The organism is Haloferax litoreum (assembly GCF_009674605.1).
Classification (GTDB): domain Archaea; phylum Halobacteriota; class Halobacteria; order Halobacteriales; family Haloferacaceae; genus Haloferax; species Haloferax litoreum.
On the sequence record NZ_WKJO01000002.1, the window covers coordinates 136115 to 157131 of the forward strand.

The 21017-nt window shown below is 56.8% G+C and carries 17 protein-coding genes; 5 read left to right on the forward strand and 12 right to left on the reverse strand.

All coding sequences use genetic code 11. The features are described 5' to 3' along the window. The first annotated feature begins 1611 nt into the window (after positions 1–1611). Positions 1612–2088 (forward strand): hypothetical protein, encoded by a 477-nt coding sequence (locus tag GJR96_RS16035; protein WP_225317768.1) that lies wholly within the window; start codon positions 1612–1614, stop codon positions 2086–2088. Positions 2089–2515: 427 nt separating this feature from the next. On the opposite strand, the gene GJR96_RS16040 is transcribed toward GJR96_RS16035, so the two are convergent. Next, entirely contained in the window at positions 2516–3157 is a 642-nt protein-coding gene (locus tag GJR96_RS16040) for a hypothetical protein (RefSeq protein WP_151164332.1), read from the reverse strand. Between the two features lie 649 nt (positions 3158–3806). Between GJR96_RS16040 and GJR96_RS16045 the strand changes: the two genes are divergently transcribed. The 3 genes from GJR96_RS16045 (at position 3807) to GJR96_RS16055 (ending at position 6511) form a co-directional block, all read left to right on the forward strand. Continuing rightward, positions 3807–4997, forward strand: coding sequence for an MBL fold metallo-hydrolase (locus tag GJR96_RS16045; RefSeq protein ID WP_151164334.1), 1191 nt, complete (start codon positions 3807–3809; stop codon positions 4995–4997). Between the two features lie 145 nt (positions 4998–5142). Next, positions 5143–5766: an HAD family hydrolase gene (locus GJR96_RS16050; RefSeq protein WP_151164336.1), complete on the forward strand. Its 624-nt coding sequence runs from the start codon at positions 5143–5145 to the stop codon at positions 5764–5766. A 94-nt stretch (positions 5767–5860) separates the two neighbouring features. Then, the gene (locus GJR96_RS16055) at positions 5861–6511 is read left to right on the forward strand and encodes a ribonuclease HI family protein (RefSeq protein ID WP_151164339.1); all 651 of its coding nucleotides are present in this window, start codon (positions 5861–5863) and stop codon (positions 6509–6511) included. Positions 6512–6579: 68 nt separating this feature from the next. Here the strand turns inward: GJR96_RS16055 and GJR96_RS16060 are convergent, their stop codons facing one another. The 10 genes from GJR96_RS16060 to GJR96_RS16100 all read right to left on the reverse strand — a co-directional run bounded on the left by GJR96_RS16060 (position 6580) and on the right by GJR96_RS16100 (position 17325). Beyond that, entirely contained in the window at positions 6580–7776 is a 1197-nt protein-coding gene (locus GJR96_RS16060) for an MFS transporter (RefSeq protein ID WP_151164342.1), read from the reverse strand. Positions 7777–8121: 345 nt separating this feature from the next. Further along, positions 8122–9210 (reverse strand): LeuA family protein, encoded by a 1089-nt coding sequence (locus GJR96_RS16065; RefSeq protein ID WP_151164346.1) that lies wholly within the window; start codon positions 9208–9210, stop codon positions 8122–8124. Continuing rightward, the gene (locus tag GJR96_RS16070) at positions 9211–10449 is read right to left on the reverse strand and encodes a CaiB/BaiF CoA transferase family protein (RefSeq protein WP_151164349.1); all 1239 of its coding nucleotides are present in this window, start codon (positions 10447–10449) and stop codon (positions 9211–9213) included. Further along, positions 10449–11594 carry an ABC transporter ATP-binding protein gene (locus GJR96_RS16075; RefSeq protein WP_151164352.1) on the reverse strand — a complete coding sequence of 382 codons (1146 nt, stop codon included), beginning with the start codon at positions 11592–11594 and terminating at the stop codon, positions 10449–10451. The genes GJR96_RS16070 and GJR96_RS16075 overlap by 1 nt, the downstream gene beginning before the upstream one ends. Further along, positions 11594–12466 (reverse strand): carbohydrate ABC transporter permease, encoded by an 873-nt coding sequence (locus GJR96_RS16080; protein WP_151164355.1) that lies wholly within the window; start codon positions 12464–12466, stop codon positions 11594–11596. The genes GJR96_RS16075 and GJR96_RS16080 overlap by 1 nt, the downstream gene beginning before the upstream one ends. Before the next feature lies 1 nt (position 12467). Then, on the reverse strand, positions 12468–13397 hold the full coding sequence (locus tag GJR96_RS16085) for a carbohydrate ABC transporter permease (RefSeq protein ID WP_151164357.1): 930 nt from the start codon (positions 13395–13397) through the stop codon (positions 12468–12470). Next, positions 13394–14629, reverse strand: a complete 1236-nt coding sequence (locus GJR96_RS16090) for an ABC transporter substrate-binding protein (RefSeq protein WP_151164360.1) — start codon at positions 14627–14629, stop codon at positions 13394–13396. Before GJR96_RS16090 ends, GJR96_RS16085 begins: the two co-directional genes overlap by 4 nt. Positions 14630–14920: 291 nt before the next feature. Continuing rightward, a complete protein-coding gene (locus GJR96_RS18325) occupies positions 14921–15553 on the reverse strand; it encodes a helix-turn-helix domain-containing protein (protein ID WP_151164363.1) in 633 nt (210 codons plus the stop codon). A gap of 240 nt (positions 15554–15793) precedes the next feature. Beyond that, the gene (locus tag GJR96_RS18615) at positions 15794–15946 is read right to left on the reverse strand and encodes a DUF7837 family putative zinc-binding protein (protein WP_449271783.1); all 153 of its coding nucleotides are present in this window, start codon (positions 15944–15946) and stop codon (positions 15794–15796) included. 158 nt (positions 15947–16104) lie between these two features. Further along, positions 16105–17325 carry an MFS transporter gene (locus GJR96_RS16100; protein ID WP_151164366.1) on the reverse strand — a complete coding sequence of 407 codons (1221 nt, stop codon included), beginning with the start codon at positions 17323–17325 and terminating at the stop codon, positions 16105–16107. Positions 17326–17558: 233 nt separating this feature from the next. Here GJR96_RS16100 and GJR96_RS16105 point away from each other — a divergent pair, with 233 nt between their 5' ends. After that, positions 17559–18569 carry an NADP-dependent oxidoreductase gene (locus GJR96_RS16105; protein ID WP_151164369.1) on the forward strand — a complete coding sequence of 337 codons (1011 nt, stop codon included), beginning with the start codon at positions 17559–17561 and terminating at the stop codon, positions 18567–18569. A 179-nt stretch (positions 18570–18748) separates the two neighbouring features. Here the strand turns inward: GJR96_RS16105 and GJR96_RS16110 are convergent, their stop codons facing one another. Continuing rightward, positions 18749–20926 (reverse strand): amino acid permease, encoded by a 2178-nt coding sequence (locus tag GJR96_RS16110; protein ID WP_151164371.1) that lies wholly within the window; start codon positions 20924–20926, stop codon positions 18749–18751. Positions 20927–21017 lie beyond the last annotated feature (91 nt).

A 21017-nucleotide genomic window follows, 5' to 3' on the forward strand; every position in this document is an offset into this window, starting at 1 on the left:
CCAAATGCAACACCTCGTCTTTCTACACCTACTAGCACTTTTCCACCTAAGCAAGGATGTCAGGAAAAACACACTTACGCCAGAGGATTCAGACACTTGTCACATCGTTTCGACGTGGTTCGTGTGAACCCTTAGAGCAAACCGACATATCTAATCGATGTGTTCGCTGCTGACTGACCTTGAGAGCACCATCGGACTGAGGACGCACAGAGCACGCACCACACAGATGAAGACTAACAGTGAGGTGTAACTCCTTTTTTATTATCACGAGTCGATTCAACCGGTACACCCGTGACCAATATCGGTGCGATTCTACACCCCTGAATCTACGGGTGTACTCATTCTCAGCCTCTACACCCCTACTCCACAAGGGTGTACACCCACGTCGATCTCCCGCAAGGGTGTACGCAGAGAGTGACCAATCATGGGTGGAGCCGAATCACTGTAGACTCTACTTGTTCGACAGCTCCCGATTTCCAATTCGCTCGTGTGTGTCCACAGGAGACCTGCTACTCCATGAACCGACACCCTAGGTGATACCCGACGGTGAGAAAACTCACTCTTGAAAAACTCACTAACCCCACCGTCAATACGCTGATTCGTCAGTACACCCTCTCGTTGGTGGGGTGTACCGACCGAATTCGATTTGTTTCAACGCCGATATTGGGTGGGTCGACGACTAATCAAATTGGACTTTTCGACGACCACTCATCTTGTGTATTGGCGCTCGTATGCTGAGTCTGGGGCTTCTCGACGTAAAACACGGGTTCAGTAAACTCGAACTGAGACTGTACTTTTCGTCGTTGATTTCGAGTTGACTAGTTGGATTGACTATTAGGCGGTGTACTTCCGGGAGATTTCGAGGGTGAAGTTTGGGACTGGGATTGGAAGTGCAATGAAGATGTCTCGGGGGCTGGCGTTGAATTCAGCTTGCGACGAGACGAGCGATATCCCTTCACGTGTATGTGCCAGTTCACGCCGGCTTTGGAAAGGCTCTAGGCGAAACTCAACTGATTCAGTCGAGAGTACCTGGCCAGGCCGAATATCACACTCGTTGTGATGTCTCTGATTCGACTCGCTACCACCAACTCGTTTCCATCCTCCCTAACACTCTATTCCACACAGGTGTTTCTCCAGTGCTGCTGCTAGTGAGACCGTGTTCAACCGCGTTGGGTGTCGACGACTACAGCGTTGAGTCCAAGCCCTCGCTGTCTATCACAGTAACAACGGCGATAGTAGCGACGAAGTGGCGGCGCGTGGTGGAGGGAACCATTGTCGAATGGTAGGAAGAGCGACGTATAGACATTCGGGACTGACAGACTCACCCTTAGTCTGTTTCACGCGACTTCCGACAGTGTCCGGTGTTTCTGTGGGTGTGCTGAACACAGAGCACAAGTCGGTTACCTAGTTTTACTGAGAAGCGGGCCCATCAAGACTAACTATCGAGCAACTGAAACGCGTATACTGTCTGATTCTTGTATGCAATGGCTGGATTCACTCGTTCGTCCTTTCGAACGGTATGCGGATGCACTCTCTGCTAAAAGTCACGGTATCGTCGCCTTTGTGTCGTTTTGCATCTTTGTCGGGGTGATTGTGCTGGGGTTCGTTCCGATGACTCGCCGAATCGAGACGTCTGGTTATTCCACTGCAGATTTGCAAGCCGCGACGACCCGAGAGGAAGTGGACACGATACTGCAGGCCTTCGAGCCAGTCATGGGATCGGTGATGCTTCTCTCCATCCTCGATTACATCTTCATCGTCGCAGGGTTCCTCTTGTTTTTCTCACTCCATTCGGTCTCCTTGAAGGCACTGGCAGGCCACGACAGGCTATCTCTGATACCGAAGGTAGGGATGGCCCTGACAGTCGTCTCTCGACTTCTCGATTCTCTGGAGAACCTCTGGGTCATCCTCATCTACACGAATCCCGACGATTACGCAACCATCCTGATCAGTCTGATGAATAACTCTGAATCGCTGAAGTGGATGGTCGTCAGTGTCGAATATCCGATGCTCGGGATTTCCCTCGCGGTTGCACTGCTGACACGGTTTACCTCACTGTCCAACGGTCGCGCAAAGAGCCCAGAGTAGGCAGGACTAGAATTGTCGATCGGTGGGGGGGGTTCTGTGGTCGTGCTGAATACAGAGTGCAAGTCGACCAACTACCGGCTAGCGCTGGGTTGGTTGAACAAGGCCGCGATTGTGAGCCCACCATAGGTCCCGAGCGTGTAAATCATGACTTCGGTGACAAAGTCAGCAGCCGTTTGGATGTCTTTGAGATGCATAAAGAGCACATCAGTAGCAACGGCGAAGACGACGATAACTAGAGAGAAAGCCAATCGACGAATACTGAAAAGAGGGCTTGATTGGACAAAATCAAACATTTTAGTATTTTGTACATAATGCGGAGTGATTAAGAAACTTGCTTGTGGCTCAGGCCAACTGCTGAATCCACCCTCTGTATGTATCACGCACTTTCTGTCAAGGTCTGAGGGTTTCAACAGAGCCAACTTGGTAGTTATCTCAGCAGACTTCGAATGCGACCGAATAACCCCGTCTCGTCTTTCTCTTCGGGCACATCGTCGGGAGAGTCGTATACGGCTACCTCCTCAGTGTCCGCCTCGACGACAGTAACACGGTCCAGTCCACCGTCGTCACTCTCTTCTGAACCGGCCTCCGTTGTCTCATATTCAATACCGGGGTCGCTGCGGATGAATTTGAGACCGTCGTCGGTTGGTTCCACACCGGTCACATCTTGGAGGTCACTGACAAACGCTTCAACGTTCGTCACATAGTCGAATGCGGCTGGGTGGGGAGTTATTTGGCTCGTTGGAGACTGTGCGGCGTAGGCTCGAAACCGAAACTGGTGAGCCATCGCGAGCGCGTACATCACGTCGTTGCCACCATAGCCTTCGGCACCCTCGAAGGTGACCGCCGTGATCTCATCGTCCTCACCCACATCTGTATCGACGATGAGTGTGATGTCCGTCGCGGTCTCCGTTTTGCTGTCGAACTCGGCGATTGCAGCCCGACTCCACAGGTGCGTCGTCTCAGAGATAAGACTCTCTGCTTCTCCCATCACCGTCACGTACAGATATCGGTCGATCCACGCGTAGTCCGCACCGACTGTTTGTTCACCGTTGGCGTACTCGGCGAACACTGAATCGTCGTCTACCGGAAATTCGACCGGGTGATTCGTTTTGAACCACTCCATGAGTTCCTCGCGACCCTCGGAATCTTCACACTCGAAATTGTAGACTGTCCAGTTTGGCATGCGACACGTTCGTAAAAAGGACATGAATACATTTCCATTGACAATTATTAGTTGAATTCAGCTTGTAGCCAGCAAGCACTTTCGACGCTATCACCGACTGCAGGTTGGTAGTCGCCTGCAACGTGGTCGGCGACGGAGAGGTTCACGTCGAAAACCGCCTTGTCTTCTGCTCTAAATGGTGGAACACGTAAGATATCGCCCTGTATCGCGGTTCGTATCGACTCGTTGCAACGTCCGTCGTGGCCATTGTCGGTGCGGTGTCCCTCGTCGGCAGTGTTGCATCCCCAGTCGTCGCAGTTCTCCCCGCATTTCTGTTCATCGAGACCATACTGTCGTGGCGTGAACGGACAACCGCCTAGACGACGGCGTCGTCAAGTCTCCGTCTTCACCGAGACGAAGTCACATTGAGTCACATCAACTCGAGGTGCTACGGATTAACCGTCAGTGAATACTCACAGTAGCCGCTTACTAGACCACCTGAAAGTCCCTTTCACGGACTGGCGGCTATTTCCAGCTACGGGCCCTTCTAGAGGTGATGGACATCGACACTCTGCCCAGCGCTGACGAAGTGGCCACGATACGCCCCGAGGCGCTCCAGGAACGGATTGCCCGTGGTAATCGGGTGCCAATCCTCGACGTGCGTACTGAGGGCGAATACGACAAGTGGGTCATCGAGAGTGGGAACGTCGACATCGTCAACGTGCCGTACTACGAGTTCTTGATGGGTGTCGACGACGAGTTGCTCGACCGGGTTCCTTCTGGTGACGAGGAACTGGTCGTCGTCTGCGTGAAGGGGGGTGCAAGCGCGTACGTGGTGAGTCTCCTCGAAGACGAAGGAATCGAGGCAGTGAATCTCGACGGAGGAATGAACAGCTGGGCGCGGCTCTACGATGCTGTTCCAATCTCTCGCTACGAGGGGATGGGGACACTCATCCAGTACCAACGCCCGTCCAGTGGTTGTCTGGCCTATATGCTCATCAGCGATGGTGAGGCAGCAGTCGTCGACCCGCTCCGAGCGTTCACACACCGGTATCTCGACGATGCCCAACAGTTGGGCGTCGAGTTGGTGTACGCCATCGACACCCACATCCACGCCGACCACGTCAGTGGCGTGCGCTCGATTGCCACCTGCGGTGCCGAGGCTGTCATCCCCGAACCAGCAGTGGCCCGCGGTGTCGACTACGAGATTGAATACACGACGGTTGCAGACGGAGACGTACTGACGGTCGGCGACCTCTCCATTGCAGCGATACACACACCCGGACACACGTCTGGAATGACGTCGTTCCTCGTCGACGAGAGCGTCCTCTTGACGGGAGACTGCCTGTTTCTCGAAAGCGTTGGAAGCCCTGACCCAGAGGGGGGAGACAGTGGGACTGCCGACGCGGTGCGCACGCTGTACGAGACACTCCAGCGACGGATTCTGGACCTCTCCGACGACGTGCTCGTCGCACCGGGGCACTTCACTGACGCCGTGGACCATTCACCCGACGGCACCTACACCGCATCACTCGGTGAACTCCGCGACCGGATGCCGGCCCTCGAGATGAACCGCGAGGCGTTCGTCGAGTTCCTGCTCGCAGACACACCCCCTCGACCAAGCAACTTCGAGGAAATCATCACACTCAACCTCGGCCGAGCGTCGGCCGACGACGACCAGGCGTTCGAACTGGAACTCGGTCCGAACAACTGCGCGGCCAGCCAACAGGCGCTAACGAGCGACTGAACGCCTGACTTCGTCGGAAACGTCGCCCCGGCTGTGGATTTCTCCGCTTTCGAACCCTACTGCTACCGGTCGAATCTGTGGCACCACGAAGAATGTCGATGTACACGACAGATTGAATACTGTATAGTAAGTTCAAAAACTCCCAATGCACCTTATCCTCGATTACGGTGGCGTCATCGTCGAGCACGGCGACGAACGCGAACAAGCGCACATACTCGGCGTCGACCCCGAAACAGAACCATATCCTGGATGGCTCGCCTACTTCGCATTTCGTGATGGGTTCATCCAGCGCACGACGGAATACGTCGACCTCCTCTCGAAGCTCACGGGGGCATCCCACGATGCGTGCCGCGAGTACCTCGAAAAGACGTGGCTCGACCCCAAGTTCCCCGAGGAACACGTCGACATCCTCCGGGAGCTCGCAGCCGAGCACACACTCGTCCTCTTTGGAAACATGGTGCGCCCGTGGATCGAAACCGTTCTCTCGGAGCATGGCGTCGCTGAGTGCTTCGATAAACTCGTCGTCTCCTCGGACCTCCAACGGGCGAAGCCCCATCCAAAAGGGTACTTCGAGTGCCTCCCAGAGGAGGACGAACCAGTCGCTTTCGTCAGCGACGAGTACAACGAGGACCTGCTGATGGGCGAGGCACTCGGGATGACGTCAGTGTGGATCGAAAACGACGACGAGACGCCATATCGAGAACCCAACGTTCGGATTTCGACGTTTAGTGAGCTTCCGGAGGTCCTCAGCGAAGACCAACTTATGTGATTGATAGCGACCCGAAACTGAGCAGGAGTCGACGTGTGGCGATTTCGATTCAGGCGTGTGAGTCTTAACCACGAAGCGCGAGGGGAACAGTAACGTGACTACCGAACCGCTCCCTGCCGAACATCTCTCACCTCTCGCTACGCTCGTCGACGAGGTACTCGCAGGTGTCGGCTACGAGATGACAGCGGCCACCAAGCTCATCGACGACGCTGTTCCCGGTTACGGTGGCCTCTTCGACCCTGCGACGACCTCGGCAGAATTGCGTCGAGCACTCGAAGACCGTCTCGCAACGGACATTCCTCGACCACCCGTCTCTCATCCGACTGACGACTCGTTCGTCCTCTACGTCGACGGGAGTTCACGCGGCAATCCCGGCCCGGCAGGTGCGGGTGCAGTCATCATGGACGTCGAAGAGAACGAACTCGCACGTCTCGGTCGTCCCGTCGGTTCTCGGTCGGGAAACAACACCGCCGAATACGTCGCTCTCCAACTCGGTCTCTCGGAACTGCTGGCCCGCTACGACCCGCACAGCTTGGAAGTCCGTATCGACTCGATGACGGTCATCCGCGACGTCTGGCAGGGTAATGACCCGACAGAACCGGGCGTCGAGGTGTATAGCGAGGCTATCGCTTCGGCACTGGCTACCGTCCCAGACCATCGGTACACCCATCTGGCGGACAGCGACCCGAATCCCGCCGATGCGCTGGCGACGGTCGGTGCCGACATCGCAGCACTTGGACCCTGAGAACGGTTCGTCAAGACAGAAGCGGCACCGCTGCGGTGTCTGAACGGATAAGAGGCGTCTCTGTCGGGCTACTGGTTCACTCCAGTTCCAATCCGAATCCATGCAATCACCGATACTCCGACCAATGCTACGAGTGGAACCACGAGCAATTGCATCGCCAATTCGATACCTGCGTCAGAGATAACGAAGCCCAATATGGCCGGCACGCCCGCAATCCCGAGCGTCGACACCACTAAACTGAGACTGTTGATGGGTGCGCTGTGTTGTGGTGCGGCCTCGGTCGAGTACGCCAACAAGGTTGGAAACTGCCCCGAGAGCGAAAACCCGATGCCGAACAGGCCGACGAGTATGCCGACACCAGTTGCGACGAAGAACGTGTACACAGTCGACAGTAGACAGAGCAACGCAAGTCCGGAGATGAGTGTGACCGTGTCTAGTCGCTCAGACAAGACACCAGCCACGAAGCGGCCAGGGATGTACGCCACTAACAGGACGCTCAGTGAGGCCGTGACGAAGGAGGCAGGCACACGACCCTCAGCGAACGTCGTCAGCCACGTGAAGAGTGCCCCTTCTACACCGGTCGTCATGAGGATTCCCGCAATCATCACGAGAACTTCTGGTCGCCGACCCACGCGCTTGATTTCGTCGAGCGTGAGTGGGTCGTCACCGTCTCCTTCGATAGTCGGCGTGGGGAGCCACACGACTAGCAACACGACTGGGAGAAACGCCGCACCGAGTGTGTAGTAGGCGAAACGCCAGTCGCCAAGCCACAGTGCAGCGGTGACGATGAGTGGGCCAATCGTCGCACCCACGGCCCACATGGCGTCGTAGTAACTGAACCACTTTCCACGGTCTTCGGAGTGGAGGTGGCTCAATAGTGGGCGGTCGGTCCCGCGTCCCACACCACCGAACGTTCCCCGAAGGAACAGTGCAGCGAGGAAGAAGGCGAACGACGGGGTAAACCCGATGATGAAGACGCTCACGCCAGTTCCGGCGATGCCGAGTAAGATGAGACGGCGTGTGTCGACCCGACCGGCGACGACACCGGTGAGTGCCACAAAGACGAGAAAGCCAATCGTTCCTGCGGGTGCGACAAGACCGAGGAGCCAATCAGGTGTGCCGAACGAATCTCGGAGAACGGGGACGACAGACCCTCGCATCTGGAGACTAGCTCCTTCGAGGGCAACGTACGCAAAAATCACGATGGTCCACCAGCGCCGGGTGTCGAGTGTGGAGGTGGCGCTCGTGTCGCGGGCGTGTTCCATTACAGGAGTCCACTATCGTCCAACTCAAAGAGGTTCTCGAATTGACAACGTCGGGGTGGATTATCGCCTCCTGCGTGCTCACTTGGAATTCGTCGGGGTGAACACAGTAGTCGACTTCTGTACCGAGTGTGCCCGTGATGGACTCACGAACCAACTAGGCTTCTGCCCGTATCAGACGGTGCTGAAGCGTCGAATTAGGGGTGTGTAGTTTTGGGGTGGGCCCTTCCTTCCAGCGGTCAAACAAGCCGTCTAGGCCTGCAGACGCGAGAGCTTCGTGGTTTTATCGAACCGGTCCAAAGTTCGGTGTCTCGCCTGAGGGCACGGTGCGTCACCGCTTTGTGCCGCTCAGAGATTCCGTGCGACAACTATCGCTTCGTCGGTTAGAACTGGTTCGTCAAGCGCGTGTAGTGCTGCAAGGAGGTCCTCGACGCGTTCATCAGTTGGATTCGTGTCGATACGTTCCAACAACCGTCGTGCCGCTCCTGCACCAGTTTGCCGTCCGAAGTATAAGTTCCGTGAACCCCCGAACGTCGATGGGTCGAACGGTTCGAACGTTGCCGGGTCGTCGAGCATCGCCGCCGTGTGAAGCCCAGATTCGTGCGAAAACACGTCTGCTCCGAGAATAGACTTCTCATCTGGCACTGACTCACCGAGTGCTGCAAGAACGCTCTTCGCACTCGGGATGAGTTCTGACTCGTTGATTTCAGGAAGCGATATCCGACCGCTGGTTGCTGCTGCTACGACAAACTCCTCAATTGGTACGTTACCTGCTCGCTCACCAATCCCAGCCACCGAGACGTCTACTTTCTGCACGCCGTACGCAACGGCAGCGAGAGCGTTCCCAGCGGCGACACCAAGGTCGTCGTGGAAGTGGACGCCGAGGCGTTCGGGGGGCGTCGAGAGTTCCTCAAGGAACGACGTGACCTCGAACGGCGTCTTCACACCGACCGTATCTGCTATTGTGAGATACTCCGCGTCTATCGAATCGAAGATCACGTCGAGGAATGTTGGGTCGGTTCTGAACCCGTCCATCGCGGTAAAGTGGACTTCGAGGCCGGTCTCGTGAGCTGCGTCAACAGTTTCACCAACCAGCGACTGAACCTCGTCTTCGTCCTTTCCGAGGAGTTCTGTTCGCTGTCGCTCACTCGTCGGTGCGAAGACGTCGACGACGTCGACACCAGCGTCTACTGCGGCTTCGATATCTCGAGGGACTGCACGAGCGATACCCGTGAGCTTCGTGTCGACGTCGACCCGTTCACAAACCTCGCCAGTCTGTGGCCCTGCAACGGGGAATCCAATCTGGACGTATTCGACGCCAAGTGCATCGAGTGCGCGGACGGCACCGACCTTCTGCTCGGTCGTGTACGAACACCCAGGCCGCTGTTCTCCTTCTCGGCAAGTCACATCGAGCAAGACAGGTGCGGAATCTTCCATTCAGACACCTCCCTCACGGCGAAGGGCATCGATATCAGACTCGTCGTAGCCAATCGAGGAAAGAATGGCTTCAGTGTGTTGCCCAAGCTTCGGTGGGTCGTTCGATTCGAGGCGGTCGAAACTACTCGAAACGACAGGGAACCGTGGAACGTTGACTGACTGGTCTGTCCCCTCTGCTGTATTGACTTCAGTGAAGAAGTCCGTCGCTTCGAGGTGAGGGTCTTCTGCCACTTCGTCCATCGAGTTAACTTTCGCAACTGGGACACCCGCCTCACGGAGTGCTTCCACGAGGCCCGACGCAGTGTACGAGCGACACTCTGTTTTCAGTATGTCCATGAGTTCGTCGAGGTTCTCACGACGGTCGACGAGCGTGGCAAACCGGTCGTCGGTGTGCAGGTCGAGACCCAACGCAGCACAGAGTGCTTCCCACTGTCTCTCGCCGGATGGACCGATAAAGACCCACTCGTCGTCGCCGGTCTTGAACACGTCGTACGGTGCCCAGTTCGGGTGCGACGCCCCCATCGGCCCGGGGACATCGTCGTAGGCTTCAGTGTATGCAAGCCAGTAGCCCATCATCGAAACAGTCGATTCGAACAATGGTGCAGTGACTTTCGAGCCGATACCAGTCTGATTGCGGCGATACAGCGCTCCGAGAACTCCGATAGCTCCGTAGAACGATGCAGCCATGTCTGCGATGCTCGTCCCAGAGCGAACAGGAGGCATATCTTCGTGTCCAGTGACGCTCATCATCCCCGAAAGTGCCTCGGCGATGGGGTCGAGAGCAGGGTACGACTCGTACGGGCCTGGATTGAACCCCTTGATCGAGCAGTAGACGAGTCCGGGATACGTCTGCTTCAGGCTCTCGTAGCCAATTCCGAGACGCTCTGCGGTTCCTGGTGCATAGTTCTCGACGAGGACGTCCGTGTCTTCGAGGAGGTCAAAGAACGCCTCGAGCGCCGCGTCTGATTTGAGGTTGAGCGTGATGCTCCGCTTGTCTCGGTTGACGTAATTGAACGAACTGTTTCCGACGGGTGACGACCCGCGGATGAGGTCACCCCCATTGGGGTGTTCGACTTTGATGACGTCTGCACCGAGGTCGGCCAGAATCATCGAGCAGAAGGGCCCAGCAATGATGTGTCCGAGTTCGAGTACTCGAACACCGTCTAGCGGGAGGTTTTGTGTAGCTGTGTCCGCTGTTTCGGACGTGGACTGGGTGGCTTCCTCGTCGACACCGCTCATTAAGCGATGCCCCCAGTCGAACCGGTGGCCGACGTCTCCTCAGCGCGTTCTGCGCCAAAGAGAATCGTGTCACCATCGTCACCGAAGACGAATGCATCTGCGATGTCGAACGACACGTCCAGTTTGTCACCGGCAGAGACGTCGTCGACTGCGTCGCTGACAACGTCGAAGTTAGTTCCATCAGCGAGGCGGCCGTGAACGACGGATTCGGTGCCGAGCGTCTCGATGACTTCGACGTCGACTGTGAGTGTGCACGAGCCCGTCGAACCGACTTCGAGATACTGAGGTCGAATCCCTAACCGGACAGTATCGGAGGCAGGTGTTCCAACTTCAGCTGGGAGCGGGACCGTCAGTCCGGGACCCACGAGAGAGGTCACGCCGTTTTGCTCGTCCACAGTACATTCGACGACGTTCGTCGATGGCATGCCGATGAACTGGGCGACGTACTCTGAGTTGGGGTAGTCGAACAACCGCTTCGGTGGGTCGACCTGGGCGAGTTCACCTTCTCGGAGAAGGACGACTTGGTCGCTCATCGTCATCGCCTCAGTTTGGTCGTGGGTGACGTAGACGACCGTCGTGTCGAGTTCTTGGTGCAATCGCTGAATTTCGACGCGAAGGTCAGACTTGAGCTTCGCGTCGAGGTCAGACATTGGCTCGTCTAAGAGGAGCACGTCCGGGTCTTGGACAAACGCCCCACCGAGCGCGACACGTTGTTGCTGACCGCCAGAGAGTTCTGAAGGCATCTTCTCCAGTTGCTGTTCGATTTGGAGGACTTCGGCCGCCTCGTCGATGCGTGCGTCTCGTTCTGACTTCGGAACGCCGTGTATCTTCAGGCCGTAGCCGATGTTCTCCCGGACGGACATGTGTGGATAGAGTGCGATAGACTGGAACACCATCGACACATTTCGTTCTTGTGGTGGGAGGTCCGTCACGTCCTCGTCGCCGAATGAGACAGTCCCGGATGTGGGAGTCTCTAACCCTGCTAACATGCGCAGTGTCGTCGTCTTCCCACACCCCGATGGCCCAACGAAGGTTGTAAATGACCCTTCTGGGATGTCGAGTGAGAGGTCGTCGACGGCGACGTGAGTATTTCCGAGGGTGCGAAACTCCTTTCTGACGGTGTCTAAGTGGATGCTAGTTGCCATTATTCGAGGCCTCCAACGCTGAAGCCCTGGAGGAGATATCGTTGCAGGAACAGTGCGATGAGGAACGGTGGAAGGGCGATGAGAAGCGAGACGGCCATGGTCTCACCCCAACCGATGCTGACGCGGTCTAAGAACAGCGACGCGCCGACAGTAATCGTGTACATCTCGTCTCGACTCATCACGACTCGAGCCATGGTGAAGTCGTTCCATGCGACAGCAAATGCGAAGATTGCAGAGGAGATGTAGCCTGGTCGAGCGACGGGTAAGACGACGTCTTTGACCGTACGCCATCTGCTCGCGCCCCGAACCCAGGCGGACTCTTCGAGTGCGATTGGGACCGTCTGGAAGTACTGCCACATCAACCAGATGCAGAACGGGGCGGAGATAGCAGTCAACGCAAGTGTAAGTGCGAAATGACTGTTGAGCAATCCGAGCGTCGAGAACACGACGTACAGTGGGATTGCTAGCACGATCGGGCTGAACATGTACGAGAACAGCACCGCTCGCGCTGCTAGTGATTTTCCGGTGAAGTCGAATCGTGTCAATCCGTAGCCTGCAGCGACAGCGATAGCCGTCGACAGGATCGTGGACCCGAGGGTCACGATGAGACTGTTGACGAAGTATCGGACCGTGTCAGTCGACCCGAGTAGGACGACGAAGTTGCGGAGCGACGGTTCAGTCGGAAGAAGGTTCACTCGTCCACCAGCGAAGGTGGTTGCAGGCGACTGAATCGCGATGACCACCATCACGTACACCGGAATGATGGTGAACACCGAGATGAGGAGTGCCGTTAGGTAGACGGCAATCCGCTGGAGTCGCTTCTGGGTGTCGTGCGAGACGAGTCCGTTCGTTCGTGATTTCGACGTTGCCATGTTATGCAACCTCCTGTTCTGGGGCGAATGCGCGGAAGTAGACCACCGCGACGAGGGCTAAGAGGAAGAACATGATTCCAGCTAGTGCCGTCGCCATGCCGAAGTTGACTTCGCTGAACGCAATTTGGTAGACACGGATCGGGAGTGTTGTCGTCTGCTGAAGTGGCCCTCCCCGAGTCGAGAGGTAGATGATATCGAACTTGTTGAACATCCAGATTCCCCGAACGAGCAGGATGATCAAGATGGCTCCACGAAGGTGTGGGAACGTGATGTCTCGAAACGCCTGCCACGTCGTGGCTCCTTCGACCCGCGCTCGTTCGTAGAGGTCAGGGTCGATGGCTTGCAACCGTGCGAGTAGGATGAAGAACGCGAAGCTTGCGAACTTCCAGACACTCGTGATGACGACCGCAGGCATCGCAAACTCGAGCGTCGAGAAGAACGCGATAGGCGAGTCGATGAAACCTGCATCGACGAGGAACTGATTCAGAATCCCGATGTTTGGGTCCAAGATGAACTTCCACATGAAGATAACCACGAGTGTGGGAAGCAGGTAGGGGAAGATCATCAAGGTCCGCAGCGCGTCGCCACCACGGATTTTTTGATTGATTACGAGTGCAAGACCGAGCCCGATGACGAGGCTAAGGCCAGTCGTCGCAACAGCATAGACGATGCTGTTCCAGAGGAAGCCCCAGAACTCTGCACTCCCGAGGAGCGCGGTGTAGTTCCCGAGACCGACGAATTCGGGATTCCGAACCGGGGCCGAAAACAGGCTCATTCCTAGTGCGTAGATAATTGGGATTACCCACACAACGAGGAAGAACACGAACATCGGGACGAAACACGCCGCGAGGAGAAGCGTCGTGCTATCGAACTCGCGCTCACTGAGGGCGCTCTGAGCAGCCGAGACTCGGGATTTGAGTTCCGTACTCATTGAAGCCCGCGAAGTTTCTCAGCTAACCAATCGACTGTCTCTTCGGGTGTGAGTCCACCAACTAGAAGTTGGTCTGCAGCCTGTCCGAAGAGCTGTTCACTGTACGCGTCAGCGGCAACAATATTCGGTGCTCCACCGTCACCGGTCGCAAGAACGGTGGTGAAGGCATCCCAGTTGTTGCGAACGAGGTCCATCACTTCGGGGAACTGCTGGATGACCTCGTTTTCGGTTACTTCGGGCGCATCGAGTTGCTCCTTGGTGGGTGGGAATTGGAACAGAGGTGCCGACAGGACGAAGTCGTAGAACCGCGACGACTGCGTGAAGAAGTCGACAAACGCTTGGGCACCTTCGGTATTTTGTCCATCGTTTCTGACGAGGTGCCCTTCCATGTACGCCCACCACTTGTCTTGGCCGGCACCATCCGGGACCGGGAAGCCCATGGGACTGAGGTTTTCGACGAGGTCGGGGCGGTTGCCCTGAATAGTCAACACAGGAAGCCCACCGACGCTGGCGATGGCTGCGGCGTTTTCTTGCTGGAGTGCACCGATGGCGTCACCCCATCCCCACCCAGACCCGTTTGGGGAGTGCTCAGCCATCGATTGTATCCATTCGAACGTCTCGACGGCGGCCGCTCGATTATCATCGTTGTCGAGTTGCACCTCGATTCCATCAGAAGGTCCTCCGTAGATACTGACGTCGTTCTGCCAGAGGTACTGGGTCATCTGGGTATCCGCGTTGTTCGTCTGTCCGGACTGGATGACGTAGCCCTCCATGGATTCATTTGCAGACACCTCGCCTGCTGCCTCGACCCATTCACTCCACGACGACGGCCGTTCAGTGTAGATGTCGTTTCGGTACCAAGCCATCAACGGCTCGACCATCGCGGCCGCGAAATACGACTCTCCGCCGACATTGACTGGGTCAGGCAGGTCGTTGTCTTGAACGGCACTCGTGACAGGTGCGAGGACACCATCACGCTGGAGTCGGTAGGCGTCTGTCGAGGTGTCGAAGAGTAAGTCCGGGGGGTTCCCTGCCGCGACCATCTTTTGCATTTCAGCGTCGGACGAAGTCCCCTTGGCCGTGTATATCATCTCGACGGTGTGGTCGGTCTCCTCTTCGAACTCGGCGATAATCTCGTCCATCACTTCTTTCGAATCACCTCGGTCCGAGAGGTATCGGATTGGTTCGTTCGACCCGCCGGACCCACCCCCGAGACAACCTGCTGTTGCCACCGCTGTTGCACTGCCAACTGCTGTCAGAAAACTTCGACGTGATGGTTTTCGTAGTGTGTTGGTACGGTCAGTGTGAGATTGGTGCTCATCTTTCATGGGAATTACAAACATACCAACACCACTGGAGGCCACGGGAGTAGTGCCTATCCCTGTTGGCTCTTTATATATTCACTGTGTGAAGAACCATCGTATTTAGGTGAGTCAAATAATTAGAGCGGGCCTCTATACGGAAGCGGGTCAGGGGGCGGGGACGGATACGGTCTCGACAGCATCATCGCTTTGCCACGACATTCATTCGGGTGGAGTCGGCGTCGACGCATCTGCAAGCGAATCACTGAGAAGCTTCTTTTCTGCTCTTCTGAGATGTTCTAATACAGTTGGACGCGTCAACTCGAATTCGCTGGCAATGGCTTCGACAGTGGTCTTTCTCGGCCAATCGTAATACCCATGTTCAACCGCGTAAGCGATGACTTCGGCCTGTCGCTTCGAAAGCCGAGTCGACGGGCCCTCGAAAGGCTTCAGTTTACGAAGGTCGACAGTCCCGAGTGAACGCAACCCCGAGATGATTGACTTGAGGTCAGCTCGCCGAAAGACGACGATATCGAAGACACGTGACCTCCCGTGAAATTGACTCATTCGCTGGAGCATACCGTGATTCTGGCGGATTATCGGAAGTGCCCCGGATGAACGTTTGGTGATGAGTAATTGGTCTTCACCGACACATTCGACCTCCCGAACGACGTCGCTCGCTCTCAACGTATCGGCCATCTCGTCTCGCTGCACACCAGCGTCGATCACGAAGCGGATGTCTGTCTCACCGAGTACCTCGCAATTAGTCACGACGAACGGACTATCGGCGAGTTCACTTACGTCCGAGAGCACGTAATCTTCGTCTAGTTCCAATAGAATTGTGGCCCTGAGCATGGTTTAACTGAGTCGTGTGCGAGTTCACCAGCGTTAGATTCCGAGCGGGCGTCTGCATTCGACCAAGCGTACTGCACCTGTTGGGTAGCAGTCTGTTATAGGTGTATCTCCTCGCACGAGAGGCAGCGATGTTCTAAAGGAGTAGTCTCTGACGACAACGAACCCAGTTTTCCCGTCGTCAGACTACGAATGTGAGCGAGCGTACGGTGAGGACAAACAGTCAACCAGTGACCTAAACCGTCACTCTGGCCGGACAACTTCGTCGCATGAATAACACTCAGCGAACACGCCAGTCGACCCATCAGCATCCTCGAACTCGATGATCGACTGGGATGCATCGATCTCTTCGCCACAATCGGGACACCGACCAAGCGTCGACGAATTACGTGTCATGGGGTGGAGGGTGTGCGGCAAACAGGTCTCCACGTGTACTCACGAGATGGTAATTGAAAATCGTTTGCTCGTCAGCAAGGGCGTCACCCGCAACAAGTCGATGAACGGAGTACCTCACTGGACGAGACACTTTCAGTTCCCAGCGAGCAGATTGACCACTATACTCCTTGCAGGTCACCACCGGGTTCGGGCGCACGTAATGCCAAGAGAACACCCATGAGAGCGACGCCTCCGGCGACGAAGAATGCGAGGCTATACCCTGCCCAGTCGATAATAGCGCCGGCCACGATGGGTGCGGCAAACGCACCAAGCAGGCCAATGCTCGTTAGGAGGGAGACAGCCGTGGTCCGAACTGTGGGTGCAACGAGTTCGACGATGTACGAAAAGATGAGTCCAGTGATGAGCTGGATGGCGAAGCCGACGACGACCACTGCTCCGATGACAAGCCCGAGTTGCGAGATAAACACGAACGCGACGATGGCTGGGGTAGCGACGACGAATGACGAGAGGATAACTGGACGTCGCTTCCCTCCGAACACTCGGTCAGAGATGACCCCACTACTGGACCGTGCGACAGCACCGATTGCTGGGAAGAGCGCAGTCAGCAAGCCACTCGTCGCGAGTGAAACGTCGAATGCATCGACGAGGTAGCTCGGGAGCCACGTGTTGACGAACAGATACAACGAGTAAGCCAGAAAACAGAGTACACAAACAATCCAGACCGCTCGACTGGTAAACAACTCGCGCAGTGCTGCCCTGTCGGGTGCAGCAGCATCGACACCGGGAACGTGCCTCCGGGTCGCGAGCAAGAAGATAGTGACGCCGACGACGCAGAGAGCGGCATACAGGGGGAAGACTGCGGGCCATCCGGCTACGTCTTCGATGAGAGGACTGCCGAACTGACCGAGTGCGAAACCGACTGGAGCACTCGCTGTGAACACACCAACTGCAGTCGCCCGATGCCGAGACTCGACAGCGCTACCGACGGCGTTCGCACCTGCATTCCAGAAGATGACGTATGCGAGGCCGCCAAGGACACGCGAGACGAGCAGCGAAAGGTACGCGCCAGCAGTGGCCGCGTACCAGCCCCAAGCACCTGCAACGGAGAGTGCGACGGCGCCGAAGAAGACCACACGTCGAACCGAAAACCGGTCGAGTACGATACCGATAGGGATGCTGGTGACGACTGCAGTCGCGTACATGATGCTAACGAGCAAGCCGGCGGTACTGCCATCGATTCCGAGCGACGCTTGAATCACAGGGAAGACGCTTGCCGGTGCGATTTCGTACGCCGCGGCTGCTGTCGAGAGGACGAAAAACCCAGTGAGCAGACCCACTGCTTCGTATCGAGATGTGTCGTCGGTTGAACGGTCGCTCACGGTATCTATCACCGTTTTCTTGAAGAATACTAAACCACTTGCTGTTTGATGATCGGATTTCCTGCTGGCTGTTAGGGACCACCAATTACTCACCTTTCTGCGGTGGCCACGAATTCGCACGACCGAACACACACGGCAAGTATCAATTGTCGTCTAGAGTTCACCAATCTCAATTTGCCAGAAACAGCACCCGCCTCCAGAAGTCCTTTCGGTGAAACGCCCCGAGCCAGAATATGCGCAATTCCAACCGCGAGTGGTACTTTGCTGAACGACCAGAAGGCGAGCCAGACACAGAGAGTTTTGAGCTTCAAGAGGGTGACGTCCCAGATCCGAAGCACGGCCAACTCTTAGTCCGTGTCAAGTACCTCTCTGTGGACCCATACATGCGGGGGCGGATGCGCGACGCAGAATCGTACGCCGAACCGTGGGACGTTGGTGACGTTCTTCGCGGTGGGATTGTTGGTGAGGTCATCGAGAGTGAGAGTGACCAATACGAATCAGGTGACCTCGTCACTGGGAACGGAACGTGGGCAGACTATAGCATCCTAGACGCAGATGATGTTGCACCTGTTGACTCAGAGATAGCAGACCTCCCGGCGTATCTCGGAACCCTCGGAATGCCAGGTCGAACAGCCTACTTCGGACTGCTCGAAGTTGGCGAGCCAAAGCCTGGTGAGACGGTCGTCGTCTCTGGCGCGGCAGGCGCTGTTGGTTCAGTCGTCGGCCAAGTCGCGAAACTGAACGGGTGTCGTGTCGTCGGCTTCGCTGGCTCTGACGAAAAGACGGACTGGCTCACCGAAGACCTCGGGTTCGACGCTGCAATCAACTACAAGGCGACCGATGACTACCGAGCAGCCCTCGACGACGCCGCACCAGAAGGTGTAGACGTTTACTTCGACAACGTCGGTGGACCGATTACTGACGCCGTATTCACAAAGCTCAATCTCGATGCACGTGTCGCGGTCTGCGGTCAAATCGCACACTACAATGACGAAGAAGTCCCAGTGGGACCACGAAAGCTCCCGATGCTTATTGCACCACGTGCCAAAGTACAGGGCCTCCTGATTGGCGATTATGCAACACGGTTCGGTGAAGCGTCCGAACAACTCGGGAAGTGGGTTTCCACTGGAGAGTTGAAGCACCGCGAAACCGTGGTCGAAGGGTTAGAGAACGCACCAGACGCGTTCCTTGGGCTCTTCTCTGGAGACAACATCGGGAAACAGGTCGTGAAAATTTCCGAGTGAGAGTCTCGACATCCAGTTCGAGATACTCCAATACGAGACAGTGTAATTTGACGTTGTCCAATTTTTATCTGTCAATGCTCTCCGAGCGATCTATTCTGAGCAGAAAACTATCAGTCAAAGAAGTGGGAAGAGAACGCGACGACGTGCGGCAGTTCACCGTCAACGTCCTCGATACGGCTTCAGAACGCGAGACGTTCGAGGAGTCGCTCGCCCACAGAAGGTCGACGAGAGGCATGCGAGTACACCGTCAACGTCGTGCAGCTGTGACTCGGTGTCGACGACACCGTCCGGAGGAGGGCAGCTCTGATTCGGCGGTCGGGACTCGGTTGCACAACGACGTCGGGATGGATACGACGGCCACCATCGGTAAAGAGGGTCTCCGTCCGAACTGGGACCGATAACACGGCAGCGAGGTCAGTACGGTACTCGGTTATCGCCTCCCACTGGTCGGTCTCGTCGGGTTCGTCCGGCGTGTTCTGAATCGAAATCGTCCCCCGGTTTTCCGCCGCGATACGCTCGGCAATACTGACTGCGAGTGGGGAATACGGGCTGGTTGCGCCAGCGAGTGCCACTCGCTTCGGTTCGTCGTAGCCGAGGTTGTCGACGAGGACGACATCACAGGGGGCGTGCCGGACGACCCAATCGATGGGGTCGCCGAACAACCGCGACTGGAGGCGAAGCGGTTCGTGCTCGGCGACGATGGTGTCGACGCCGCGGTGCTCCGCGAAGTTGACGATAGCATGTTTCGTATCGTGGCTGACGATTTCGTCTGCCTCGATAGCGACCGCGGCGTCCGCCGCGAAGTCCGACATTCGAGCCTCGAAAGAGAGGTCAGAGGGAGACTGTACCGTGAGGTGTTCTGTTAGTGGCACTTGGTCTGGGACTTCGTCGAAACGAACGGCGACGACTCGTCCGTCGTCACGAGCGACGAGGTCAGCGGCGAAGTCCACGAGCGCTCGTTCACGTTCGGGACCGACGTCTTTCGTGAATGCGACGAGCACTTCTTTCGTGTGTTCGTCAGTCGCCGACACGACGTTGGTCACGGCGTTCTTGTTCACTTGACGGCGAATCGCGTTCGTCGCGACGCCCGAACGGTTCACGCGTGACCGAGCGTAGGCGAAGTACCACGCGACGCTTCCGACCACGATTACGAAGGCACCGACGAGCGCGACGGGACCCATCTGGGTCAACAACAACACACCAGTCACGACACCGAACACCTGCACCCACGGGTAGAGCGGAGAAGTGAACTCCGGGTCGTACTCTGTGCTCCCCTCACGGAACGCTACGACAGCGACGTTGATGAGTGAAAACACGAGAATCTGGAAGGCACTCGCCAACTTCGCAATCTCCAAGATTGGGACGAACGCGATGAGCACGAGCAAAACGACGCCCGTCAGTGTGATTGCGGGGATGGGCGTCCCAAAGCGGTCGCTCACAGACGAGAGCGACGGCGGCGCGAGCAAATCACGACTCATCGCGAGTGGGTATCGAGACGAAGACAGGATGCCGGCGTTCGCTGTGGAGATAAGCGCGAGCACTGCAGCGAGGATGACTGCGACGACGCCGGCTTGTCCGAGGGTGGATTCTGCGGCGACGGCGACTGGCGTCAGTGAACCTGCAACCGACCCCGGCACTGTCACGCCGACGAGCACTGCCACGATTGCGATGTACAGGAGCGTGGTGAACACGAGTGAACCGAGGATTCCGAGCGGGATGTTCCGACCGGGTGACTCGACTTCTTCGGCGACGCTCGCCACTTTCGTGACACCAGCATAGGAGACGAACACGAGACCAGTGGCAGCGAGCAGGCCAGAGAGACCGGCGTCGAAGAAATTCGCGTAATTCGCTGCCTGCACGCTTGGTGCGCTCCAGGCTGCGAACCACCCGAGTGCAGCCAACATCACGACGACGATGGCAATTTGGAGTCGCCCCGTCTGCTTCGCCCCGATGATGTTGACCAGAATCAGGAATACCGCGAGTCCCACCGCGACTGGCTTCAGCGGAAGGTCGAACAACAACAACAGGTACGGAACGCCTCCGACGAGTGCGAGCGCACCTTTGAACGACAGTGAAAACCACGTCCCTACACCCGCGATGGTCCCGAGTAAGGGTCCCATCCCGCGTTCGATGTAGATGTACGTGCCGCCGGCTTCCGGCATGGCAGTCGCCATCTCCGATTTCGAGAGTGCTGCAGGGACGACCAGTAATCCCGCGAGTGCGTACGCGACGATGACTGCGGGGCCTGCAATTTCGAGGGCGAGGGCGGGCAGAATGAAGATGCCGCTACCGATCATCGCACCAGTAGAAATCGCGAGCACTGACGGCAGACCAAGGTCTCGCTCTAACTCTTTCATGTCTCTTCTCGCGCCGTGTTGCGGGTTATCGGTGGGCCGTCTGGTACGTCATCGCATCGTCGTGTCATGATATACGTCATAATCAGATTGG